The organism is Pedobacter sp. CFBP9032, assembly GCF_034045265.1.
Classification (GTDB): Bacteria; Bacteroidota; Bacteroidia; order Sphingobacteriales; family Sphingobacteriaceae; genus Pedobacter.
The window spans coordinates 174,009-186,719 of sequence record NZ_JAXCWE010000004.1; the positions used below are offsets into that span (position 1 = coordinate 174,009).

The 12,711-nt window shown below is 37.5% G+C and carries 5 protein-coding genes; 1 reads left to right on the forward strand and 4 read right to left on the reverse strand.

Features of this window, described 5'->3' with window-relative positions; all coding sequences use genetic code 11:
* Window positions 1-511 precede the first annotated feature (511 nt).
* From SOM16_RS09430 to SOM16_RS09440, 3 genes are all read right to left on the reverse strand, one after another.
* The gene (locus SOM16_RS09430) at window positions 512-2,020 is read right to left on the reverse strand and encodes a SusD/RagB family nutrient-binding outer membrane lipoprotein (protein WP_320463756.1); all 1,509 of its coding nucleotides are present in this window, start codon (window positions 2,018-2,020) and stop codon (window positions 512-514) included.
* A 19-nt stretch (window positions 2,021-2,039) separates the two neighbouring features.
* The gene (locus SOM16_RS09435; RefSeq protein WP_320463757.1) at window positions 2,040-5,210 is read right to left on the reverse strand and encodes a SusC/RagA family TonB-linked outer membrane protein; all 3,171 of its coding nucleotides are present in this window, start codon (window positions 5,208-5,210) and stop codon (window positions 2,040-2,042) included.
* 564 nt (window positions 5,211-5,774) lie between these two features.
* Window positions 5,775-8,270 carry a M14 metallopeptidase family protein gene (locus tag SOM16_RS09440; protein ID WP_320463758.1) on the reverse strand — a complete coding sequence of 832 codons (2,496 nt, stop codon included), beginning with the start codon at window positions 8,268-8,270 and terminating at the stop codon, window positions 5,775-5,777.
* 86 nt (window positions 8,271-8,356) lie between these two features.
* Between SOM16_RS09440 and SOM16_RS09445 the strand changes: the two genes are divergently transcribed.
* Window positions 8,357-9,655 (forward strand): UDP-N-acetylmuramoyl-tripeptide--D-alanyl-D-alanine ligase, encoded by a 1,299-nt coding sequence (locus SOM16_RS09445; RefSeq protein WP_320463759.1) that lies wholly within the window; start codon window positions 8,357-8,359, stop codon window positions 9,653-9,655.
* A gap of 150 nt (window positions 9,656-9,805) precedes the next feature.
* On the opposite strand, the gene SOM16_RS09450 is transcribed toward SOM16_RS09445, so the two are convergent.
* Window positions 9,806-12,664: a TonB-dependent receptor gene (locus tag SOM16_RS09450; protein WP_320463760.1), complete on the reverse strand. Its 2,859-nt coding sequence runs from the start codon at window positions 12,662-12,664 to the stop codon at window positions 9,806-9,808.
* Between the last annotated feature and the right edge of the window lie 47 nt (window positions 12,665-12,711).

Genomic DNA, 12,711 nt, shown 5'->3' on the forward strand with positions numbered 1-12,711 from the left:
ATATTATAAAAAATACAGAGCTATTATTTTTTTTGTAAAGATTAAAGTACCTGATTTATAAGATTGTGCTATTATTAGCAAGAGAATCACTTTAAGTAAAGGACAAATAATTAAAACCAACAGTATTGTTTTTAGGTAAAGTAGGCTAAGTTGACACATAAGCCTAGTATATAAATGCCATTATGAAATAATTTACTCTTTTAGGGAAGGTAGTAGTTAACCGAATATATTCTTAATTATAAGTCTTTTGCATTTAACATCAGAAAAATACGAATAATTCTTTTCAAAGAAACTTTAGTTAGATAGAATCACCTATCAGTATTCATGCTTAGCTAATCATTTTTTAGCTGTTTAGTGCATTGCAAGTGAAAACTAGCATTATAATATTTTATGGTAAATAGTTTTGACTCCATCAATGATAGTGAGATTTTGATAATGTATTAAGGCCTAAAAGCGCCAATTTTTCAATTAATAAGTAAACAAAAAGGGAACCCTTAGGCTCCCTTTTTGTTTATGGATTTGGTTTATCCCACCACATTCTTGTATTGATATTGTCAGGACCTTGTTGTACAATAACAGCCTCATAATTGATTCTGTTAGATGTTTTATCGGCCACTGGATACGCTTGTCTTCTTGGAATACCGCCAGCCGTATTGGTTGAACCAGGACCAGGAGTTAAGACAGGGAAACCTGTTCTTCTCCATTCAGACCATGCTTCCCATCCATTAAGAAAAAGGTGAATCCACCTTTGTGTTGAAATCTGCTGAATAGCCGTAGCCGGCGCATAGGCAATGCCAGTTTCGTTTTTAAATGTTGGTGATGCAACACCATAAAGCGCTAATGAAGAGTCAATACCTTCCTCATAAAAAGTTTTTGCGGAAGCATCTCCACCAGAAATCCAGCCAAGTTTAGCCGCTTCTGCTTTCGCAAAACACACCTGTGCGTAAGTTAGCCAATAACCTGGAGAATCTTGTTGTCTAAACGCAGTTCCTAAACGGCTATAGACGTTAGGGATATTAGCCTGCGTTATTCTACCATATTCTAATCCACGAACTGTTCCGTTTGGTAGTGTTTCAGCAAAAACTGGTAATCGTGGATCTGTTCCAGAGCCATTTGCCCTCATATAACGAACCAAAGGCTCACTAACCGCGAAGTCATTTCTGTTTGAAACAGAATAGTTAACATACCAGGGGTTATTATTAATTGGATCTCCGGACAAATATTTATAGGCAATGTCTTCACCCGCACCAATTACATCAGGAAGTGCGGCATTAAATTCTGTTGAAGCTAATCCTCCAGCTGAAGGGTATAATTTCGAAAGCCTTAAAGCCATAAATAACCTTTGAGTAGCTGCAAATTTTTTCCACATCGCCATATCTCCACCCAAAAGAATGTCTCCCTGAATACCGGCACCTCCATCTATTTGTGCTGAGGCTTCTTTTAATTCCTTAAATAAATCAGCATAAATCAACTCTTGTTTTTGATATTTGGGTGTTAAGTTTGTTGCACCTAAAAGCGCCTCTTCATAAGGTAGATCACCCCATCTATCTGTTAATTTCCAGAATACAAATGCTTTTAGAATTCTTGCAGCTGCAAGCTGATTATTTTTTGAACCATTCGCAGTTACTTCAGCTTCCAGACCTCCAGCATTATTTGCATCAATAATCTTTTTAAGGTTAATTAATGCACCAGTATAGAATGCCCAATAAGATTGTCCCGCAGCTGCATCTCCGTAATTTGAACTCGTTAAATATGGACCTTCAGACATGTGTTGTGCCCAAATGAAACCTATATTTGGCCCTATTACAAGCGCAGGTAAACTTTGTGCCTGGCCAGTAGCCGTGGTTACAGAGCCCGAAAGTGCCTGTAATGAATTTGTAAAAAGAGATTTGGTAGTAGGATTCGGCACCTGAGTTGGATCAATATTCATGTCCCCAAAATCACCAGGTTTTTTACACCCATTCAGCATAACACTTGTAAAAACAAGTGAAAGCGCTATATATTGTTTTATCTTAATCATGATTTCTTTCTATTATTAGTTAAAAGCCCAGTCTCAAATTAAAACCAAAAGTTCTGGTTTGAGGCAACTGACCACCTTCCTGCCAGAAATTTTCTAATTCCGAAGGATCTACACCATATTTTTTCCCTGGAGCAGAAATTAGCCATGCATTACCTACAATTAAGCCCAGATTCGCGGATTTCACTAAACCTAACTTTGTTTTAAGAAAACGTGTTGGTACAGAATAACCTAATCTAACCTCTCTCAATTTTAAGTATGAAGCGTCTATCATGAACATTTCGCCTGAACCATTCTGCATGCCGGTATAAAATGCTGAACTAGCTTCAATGTATCTGTTATTAGGCTGTCCATTTGCAAGAACACCAGCAAATTTGTATCCACCACCTTGGGATACCGGTAATCTCCAATCAATACCTTTATCATTTACACCAAGTGTTTCTGTTGATAACCCACTTCCCATATTAAATGCACGAGTTGTTGAGTTGAATAAACCACCTTTTTGGAAATCTAAAGAGAATGAGAAGTCAAAATTGTAAACCCTTAATGAACTAAAAGCACCACCATTATATCTTGGTCTTGCAAAACCTATAAATTGTGCAGTACTAAAAGTTGGCTGGCCGCTGGCTCCAATAATCATATTTCCACTAGCATCTCTGTTAAATTTATTTCCTAACACTCTGCCCCATTCTTCACCTTTTGTTAAGTTCAAGCTACTGCCGAAGAAGGTAGAGTTTTCATACAAAACATTATCCTGATCAGGTGTAATTTCATCAACAATTGTTCTGCTTCTGCTATAGTTTACAGAAATGTCCCATGACACATTTCCTGATTTAATCGGCGTTCCTGTTAAAGCTAACTCGAGCCCTCTGTTTGTTAGTTTACCAGCATTAATCAAATTGCTAGAAAATCCAGTCGCTCCATTCGCAGTAACAGAGATGATCTGATCTTTATTGCTGTTTTTATAGTAAGAAAAGTCAATTCCAATTCTATCTTTTAAAAACTTCAGTTCTGTACCTACTTCGATCGAACCAGATAAAGCTGGCTTAATTCTTCCGTCTCTTAATTGATCCCCAATATTGATTGCTGCATTGTCGCCATAAGACTGTCTAATATTATATTGCAACATCAATTGGAAAGGATCTAAATCCGAACCTACTTTTGCATAGGATGCTCTAAGTTTTGCAAATGAAACTATATTTTTTAAGGGCTCCGGAAAGAACTGAGATGCAATGAATGATCCCGAAACAGATGGATAAAAATAAGAGTTTAAGTCTGGCGCAAAAACAGATGACCAATCGTTTCTTCCTGTAACATCAAGATATAGGAAACCTTTGTAACCTAACGATGCTTTTCCGTATACGCTTCTTACTTCTTTCTCATAAAAGGTATTAGCCGTAATTGGTCTTGCTACAGATGCTGCTATGTTGAAATAATTACGAAAACTCAAACCGCCAGCAGTTTCCATGTTTAAACCTTCTCTTCGCTCATGTCTAATGTTACCACCTAATAAAGCATCAAAGCTAAAGTCGCCCCACGATTTTTTATAAGTAGCATTCAACTCATAGTTGAACTCATTATTGTTATTAGATGTTGTTTTAAAATAATCTTGTTGTAAACCACCTGTTGCCATACGTTCGTCACCTAACAAAGTATTTACATCAGCACGAATTAAGCCTTGCAAAGCCAATTCATTTGTGATATTATACTTTAAGCCCAGGTTACCGAAAATTCTATTTCTTCTGGCCGTACGGAAATTATTGTTTGCAACCCAAAATGGATTATCCCAATATTGGGGCGTGCCAATGGCATCTAAATCTCCACTTCCATTTGGATCTCCAATATTCCAAGAGGTTGGATTACCATTAGGCAGCGTTTGATTCGCCTCCATCTCTTTCATATCCAATTGTCTCTGAAACCATTGATTGAAACCCTGAACAATATTTAAACCATCATTTCTATAACCCTCATAAGGTTGGCCTCTTCTTTCTTCTCTCGAAAATTGTAAATCCGTAGAAACGGTTAATTTTTTACTAATATCATAACTCCCGTTAATGTTAAAAATATTAATATTTCTATTTGAGTTCTGCTGAATCAATGTTCTGGTTTGATTGGTATAGCCTACACGTAGGTTATATGCATCTCCACCAGTAGTAAAGGCAATAGATGTATTAAAATTTCCTCCTGTTTGAAGAAAGTCTTTTATATTATCAGGCTGAGCAGTAATTGGCACTGTTTTACCAAAATTTTCTCCAGGTAACCAGCTATAATATGGTCTATATTGACTACCATCTATTTTTGGACCAAAACTTGCATCTGCACCATACTCTAACATTTTTTGACCGTTAAACGATGCCCATGATGCAGGGTGGATTGTGGGATCGTAGACAAATGTAGGCCATTCAGCAGTATAACCGCCTGCATATTCATTTTGATAATCTGGCAATAAAGCAGCTTTCTCGGCAGTATATCCTGTATTTAATTCAACCGAGGTACCTGGCTTTCTTGAACCTTTTTTATTAGTGATTACCACTACACCGTTATAAGCCCTTTGACCATATAATGCCGCTGCTGCTGCACCTTTCAAAACGGTTAAGCTTTCCACATTATCCATATTTACGTTATCAGCAGTGGTAGGTGTACCATCAATAACGAATAATGGGGCTCCTAAGGATACGCCATTAATACCACGAATGATAATAGATGCGTTATCAAATGATGAGCTCGGAGAACCATTCAATTGAACACCTGCTACTTTACCAGCTAAGGCAGTATTAACGTCTGTAATCCGGGCATTGTTTAATCGATCTCCATCTACCTTAGCAACGGAATAACCAAGGGCTTTTTGATCTCTTGCTCCACCAAGTCCGGTAACTACAACTTCACTTAAAGAAGTAGCATCACCAGCTAATGCAACATTAACAGTTCCAGAGGTACCAATTGTGATTGTTTGAGTCGTGAATCCGATAGAGCTGAATTCTAATGCTGTTGCGCCTGATGGAGTTCTTACTGTAAATTTCCCATCTGCTCCAGTCACTGTGCCGCCTTGTGCACCTTTAATTTTTACGTTTACTCCGGGAAGAGGCAGTTTGTCGTCCGCAGAAGTAACTGTACCTGATATTGTCCGATCTTGTCCTACTGCCGTAAAAGCAATAAACAACAAAATGAACAAACTCTGTAGAAGTTTTTTCATAGTCTAGAAAAATAGGTTAGTTAATGATTAATGATGATCTAAATTAGGTTTTGACCTTCAGGATAAGAAACTTTTTTTAACAATTTTTAACATTTATCAAACAATCTCGGAGACTATTTTTTTAACTCATTGATTATCAGTTTTTTACACAATGTAACAAAAATACTGTATTGCACCATATCAAAAGCAGTTTTTAACCGAAAACAACATAAATTCTAATAAATGCCTTTATAAATCACAAATTTTAGTAAAAAAAGGGTAAAAATTACAGAATTTACATTTTTAAGCTAAAATTGCGTGATAAAAAATACAAATTATTCGAAAATTACTTGTTTTACATAAACATAACACATTAAAACAAAACTTCAGTTAGTAATAACAGCTAATTGGAAGTTGCTTAAATATATAACCCAAGAAGCCTTAAGGGTTTGTGATTTGAAGAATTCATAAGTTTTGATAACAGGACAATGAGCTTTAGAAGTATTTTCCTAATAAAGATCACCTTAACTCTGAACATTGATCTCGTTCATAAATTCAGGTTGCTTCCAGTAACATAAAGCAAGATTAATACCTACAAAACACAACATTACTAAAAAGTGTCTTCCCAGATTCCCAAAAGTTCCTAAAAAGTGGATCATTTGCCAAATAAACTACCGATCCACGACCAAAATCCTGAACCCCGATCAATAATCCGGATTTTAACTCTTCACGAACCTTTTTTCCAACCACTCCAGCCATTAAACTTTTCTCATTTACCATCCCCACGTTCCAACCTTCTGCAAAAGCTTCGTATATTTTGCGATCCGTTTTTAAGGTATAATAAGTTTTACCTATTCCATAGGCGAATGGATGAGAAGCATCCAGATTTACCTTATAAATAGCGCCTGGAATTGAAGTTTCATAATCGTCTTTATCCTTATCCTTAAACAGTAATTTACTAGGTAAAGGCTTTTCATCCTTTTTCACAACAACTTCTTTCTTTTTAATGTTGAAGCCTTTTTTATCCAACACACTCTCAACTGCATCTTCCATTAAAATAAGTTTTCCTCCTTTATTTAACCAGGCCGTTAAGCCATCACCTATAAAGGCACTATAACTCCCATCGGGAAGGATAAGTGTATTTACTTTATTAATATCTAAATTATTGATGTCTTTAGCGGTTAAGATAATTGGTGTAAGATTCAAATCATGTTCTAAATAAAACCAAACTTCGCCAAAGGCCAGAGATGAGACTTCATTTCCGGATACAATAGCTACTTTAGGCTGTTTTAAAATCGGATAAACATTTGATCCGAAATCTTTGCCCTTCTCTACAAACCCACTGGTAATTCCCACAACAGGTTTATTAAGTTGTTGTGTAGCAGACACCACTTTTGATTTTAAGTTTTTAACTGCCCGTTCATTCTCTGTTCTTAATACAATCAATGTTCCGGCAGGATATTCTTTACCTGAAACCGTAAAGGGCTGATCAGCCTGACGAACTTTAATATTGTCTTGCTGCAGCTTATTTAAAACCTGCGCATCTTCTGCAGATCCCCAGGAGAATAACCAGGCTAAGGGTTTTTCGATGTTATTGGATGCTTCCTCCGCAAATGCGAGGTCAGGATATTTTCCTTTAAAACTTTCTTTGCTGGCGTAACCTTTCAAACCAAATACATATGGCAAAGCCCATGCAGTAATATCATAGGTGTTAGAATCAGTAACTAAAGTTTGTGGTTCTAGTAAAACATTCGCCAAAACCGCTCGAGGTTGCTGCATATTCACGATTAAATCATTCCGATTAATAGAAAAACTTTCTTCTTTCTGCGTATCGTAATCGTAACCTTTTCCAGATTTTTCTCCGCCATAAGCAAATTCAATCTTATTCTTCTTTAATAATTCGACTAATTTCTTTTGACGCGATACGTTACTCGCCTTTATAACAAAGGTTTTGTAAATACCTGGCGAACCAGTCATTTCCTGTTGAAAGTATTTTTGATATTCTTCCAGCAGCTTATTATGGTTTTGTGAGGAAACTTCTATGGTAGACATCCCAGTGGTAAAGTGATGCGCAATGCGATCCTTCAATGTTAAAGTATCGCCATCATTGGTAACCACAGATAAACCAGCCCTGATGCCACCCTGCTCATAAGTCATTCCAATTGAGCCATTGTATAAAGGATAAGTATCGCCATAGGAGGGATACAACAAATCGAAACGTTCTTTGGTAAAATACTGCCATCCTTCGGCATCAAAATATTTTGCATTGTTTTTTCCCACCACCACTTGAAAGCTTTTTTGCCATGGGGTAATATCCTGATGAACTGGTTCTGCTGCCGGTGCAAAATAGTAAGGCTCATTATAACTTTGCTCATGAAAATCTACATGTACTTGTGGCATCCAGTCATTATAGAGCGCCAACCTTTGCTGACTTTCTACCTGCGTTTGCCAGGCCCAATCGCGGTTTAAATCAAAATAATAATGATTAGGTCTGCCACCCGGCCATGGCTCAATATGCTCTCTTGATGCGGGGTCGGCATTTGGCGTTTTACCCACCACACTGTTGAAATAATTTACATAACGATCTCTTCCATCCGGATTCAGACATGGATCAATAACCACAACTGTATTTTTTAACCATGCTGTTGCCTGTTGGTTTGTACCTGAAGCCAATGTATAAAGCATTTTCATTGCCGTTTCAGTAGAGTTAGCCTCATTTCCATGTACGTTATAGCTTAACCAGGTGATTACAGGCTGGTTTGCTAAATCAATATTTGTAGCGCCACCAGCTGTTAACTTTAAATTATCCGTACGGATCTGCTCAATTTTAGTAATATTTTCTGGCGATGAAATTATGGCAACCATTAACGGCCTACCTTCGTTGGTTTTACCGTATTCAATTAATTTGATGTTTTTTGGAGAAGCTAAAGCCGTTTGCCTGAAATAATCGGCCACCTTATAATGAGGTGTAAAATGCGATCCGAGTTCATAACCTAAAAATTCTGCAGGCGACTTCACCTGGGCATTTAAAGTAACTGATACAGCAATTAAAGACAGACAAAATGCAATGCTTTTTTTCATAAACAATTAAATTTCATCTAATGTAGTAATTTTGCTTTTTGTTGATGCTAAACATTAATTTTACAGCATATTTTTTACGAATAAACATGATTAAAACCGAGGAATTATACCAGCACTTTCTAAAAAACCCTATAATATCAACTGATACTAGAAATATTATTCCTGGTTCGATCTTTTTTGCATTAAAAGGCGATAATTTTAATGCAAATGAATTCGCCGCGCAGGCTATTGATAAAGGAGCAGCCTATGCTGTGATTGACGAGGTAGAATTTATAGGTAAAAAATGCTTATTGGTTGATGATGTACTTCTGGCACTTCAAAACTTAGCACGCTATCACCGCGAGCAATTAAACATTCCCGTGATTGGTTTAACCGGAAGCAATGGCAAAACCACTAGTAAAGAACTTGTTAATGCCGTATTATCCGAACGCTATCAAACTTTTGCCACATTTGGCAACCTCAATAACCACATTGGTGTTCCACTCTCTATCTTATCAATCACCAATAAAGTAGAAATTGCCATCATTGAAATGGGCGCAAATCATCAGAAAGAAATAGAACTGCTTTGCACTATTGCACAACCTACACATGGCATTATCACCAACGTGGGCATGGCTCATCTGGATGGCTTTGGGGGATTCGAAGGGGTGAAAAAGGGCAAAGCTGAACTCTATGCTTATTTGAAAGCGCATAATGGCTATACATTTATCAACAGAGATAACACCTTTCTGATGGAAATGAGCGCAAATGCGGGCTTAAATAAACTACTCTATTATGGAACTGAAAATGGCAACGCCATTAAAGGAGCCTTAAAAAGTAGTGATCCTTTTATTGAAGTTGAATGGACTAACCATGAAATCCCCTCTTCAGTAAAAACGAACCTAACAGGAAGTTATAATTTTGAAAATATACTGGCGGCCATTTGTATCGGAGATTTCTTTGATCTGCAACCAGAAGAAATCAATAATGGTTTAGCGAATTACCAACCGAAAAATAACCGTTCTCAGTTAACTAAAACAGATCACAATACCGTAATTTGCGATTTCTACAACGCTAATCCAAGTAGCATGACTGCTGCTTTAAACAATATCTCCGTTTTAGCTGCTGATCAAAAGACGGCAATATTAGGCGACATGTTCGAACTTGGCCCTGAATCTGCCACACAACATGAACTTATTGCTAAACAAGCAGTAGCGAGTGGATTAGACCAAATCATTTTTATTGGAAAATATTTTTCTGCCTTGAAAGATCGGTTTGAAGGCCGTTTTTTTGAAACACCTACAGAAGCAGCTGATTATTTACAGCAAAATCCAGTTAAAGACAACTTAGTTTTACTGAAAGGATCAAGGGGAATGAAACTTGAAAACCTATTGAAATATCTGTAAGTAAATAGTGATTAAATAACTGAATTAGTGAATGATTGCGTTAGTAAATGATTGCGTTAGTGAATAAATTAGACAATCCTTATTACCAAAGCTAAAAAAAGCGCTGAACATTTCTGAACAGCGCTTCTAGTTGGTTTGGTTAGTATGATCTTAAAAAGTACAAGCTATTTTTCCATAAACGTACCGTCCGCTGAAACCAAATTGGCTTACTGCTCTCGGATATAAAAATCTTCCGTTTGATGTATTATCTAAACCTCCGGAATAGCTACTTGTAGATGCGCTATTAAAATTATTTGGGTTATTTCTTGGATCGATGTATAACTTATCCGGATAAACATCGAAAATATTATTAGCCCCAACCGTTACCGACCAAACTTTACTTGCGGCATAACTTACCGAAAAATCTGAAACCCATTTTGGCGAAAAGGTTTGATCAAGCTGGGTTGGCAAACCATTTGCCGGAATATTTGGATCAATTGCATTTAAATAGGTCACCTCGCCGAAACGAACAGTTCTGGCTACAAATGATAATTTATCTACATTATATGTTGCCGTAATATTCAACTTATTTTTAGGCACCGAACTTTCAAAACGTGAGCGTTCTAACCGATCGAAAAGTTTTGCTTTCAACGTTGGATCGCTTTCAATTCTATCAGACCCTTGAACACTTCTTACCACTGTTTTATTCACATTTCCGGCGACACTCAAGATCAGGCTGCTTTTTGCACCCAATGTAAATTTATTGGTTAGCACGACGTCAATACCAGCTGTATTCGTTTTAATGGCATTGGTAAAAAATTGCACACTGTTTATTTGCGCAGTTGGATCTACCGTATTTAAAATCTGATTAACCACTCCTGTTGGGACTAAAACCCCTCCAGAACGTTCTCGCGCATACTGACTCGAGAATACAATCCGATCGCTGATGTCAATGTTATAGGCATCTACCGTGAAGGTAAATGTTTTGGCAATTCGACCAGCCAAACCGATGCTTCCTGACTTAGAAATCTCTGGCTTAAGCGTTCCCACACCAAACTGACCTACAATTGGATTACTGTTATTTACCGTTAATACCTGGGTAGCAACGGTTCCCACAAACTGTGTACTTTCATTATTAAAATATTGCTGATGTAAAGATGGTGCTCTAAACCCTGTTGCATAAGCTCCACGCAAAGAAATATCACCAATAACCTTCACCTTACCTGTAAACTTATAAGAGAAATTTGATCCAAAATCGCTGTAGTTTTCATACCGGCCTGCAGCACCTAAAGTAACCCGGGGACCAAATTCAGCTTCTAAATCTGCATAAGTCCCAACGTTATTTCTAGATTGATCTAAAGCATTTGCTGGCTTAAAACCAGGAAAAACCTGTGTTCCTGATGCCGTTGGCGACGTTCCAATTAATCGGCCTCCATTAGAATAAGACAATAATTCTCCTTCCCTGATCTGGTAATTATCAATCCTGAATTCTGCACCAAAAGCAGTATTCAATGCACTTAAGAATGCACCCTCAAAAACATGCTTTTTATTGATATCAAAATTGGTGGTATTTTGTCTGAAAAGTAATTCGCCTGCGTAAAATGATGTCGGGCTTGTTCCTGTTGGTAATGAAGCGTTAACGGTGTTATTGATATCAAACTTGATGTTATTTTCTCCACTGGTATTACTCAAATCATAATCCCAGGTCCCCACTTTTCCCCTCAAGCCTACAGAAAAGGAGTAATCATTAATTTTAGTATCAATTAGCGGAAGAAATCCATTAGGATAAATTGACAAGTCGATTTGCGTGGTTTGGGTAGGCAGGCGATAAAAACCTGCGGCACTTCCTGTTTTATGGGTAAAGCCTGCAGCATAATAAAGTTGCGTCGTTTTACCGAAATTGAACTGGCCATTCAGGAAAGCACCACCATTTTTAGAATCCGAGTTACCAACCCGCATATTATTTCTATCTAAGCCATTCGCGGCTGCTCTTGCATCATCTGCGGCTTTAAGATTAGCAAAACGTGCCTGAAATGCGGCCTCTGTTTCTGTGGCGCCACGAGTGGGATTACCGGAATATAAAAGCGGACGGGTATCTAAACCTCCACGATTGGTGAAATCTCTTTGTAGGTACTGTGCCGCTAAATTGATAAAACCTTTATCATTTTTAAATGCCCAGCCTTTGCTAAAATCGGCCTGAAAGGTACGTCCGTCATTAAATTCTCGACCTAAGGCTTTTGAATCAGATTGACCAAATGATGTGGAGAAACTATATGGAGTAACCTTTTTTAATACAATATTAATTACCCCTGCAATGGCATCAGACCCATATTGCGCCGCTGCCCCATCACGTAATACTTCAATTCTTTCAATAGCCGATACTGGAATAGAATTTAAATCTGTACCTACAGAACCTCGCCCGAAAGTACCATTAATATTTACGAGCGCTGTAGTATGTCTCCGTTTTCCGTTTACCAAAACCAATACCTGATCTGGTCCAAGCCCACGTAGTGATGCCGGATCGATATGATCTGTTCCATCTGCAACAGTTTGTCTGTTTGAACTAAAAGAAGGGGCTACAAAGTTTAAGATTTGGGTTAAATCCGTTTGAGCGAAAACTTTAACATCTTTCGATGAAATTAAGTCTACCGGCACAACGCTCTCGATATTTGTTCTTGGTGTGGATCTGGAACCAATTACAACTACATCACCTAAATCAGATTTAGTTTCTGATAAAGAGAAATCTAATGTTTTAACAGTGTTTTCAATGGCAACTTCCTGTTCTGCATTTACATACCCTGTAAACGTAACCCTAACTTTATAGGTGCCTGCTGCAGGAAACTTCAATACATACATCCCATTTCCATCCGTTGAGGTACCAATCTTTTGGCCCACCACTTGTACACTGGCCCCGGGAATGGCAACCCCTGTAGAATCAGATACCTTTCCTTGCAAACTCTGTGCAAATAATTGGCTCGAAATTATTAGAAAAAAAATGGAAAGAGAGATTTTGAGTAGTGTTTTTATCATAAGTCATTGATTTAGTTGGTAAAACAATGATAACGATTTTATTACAA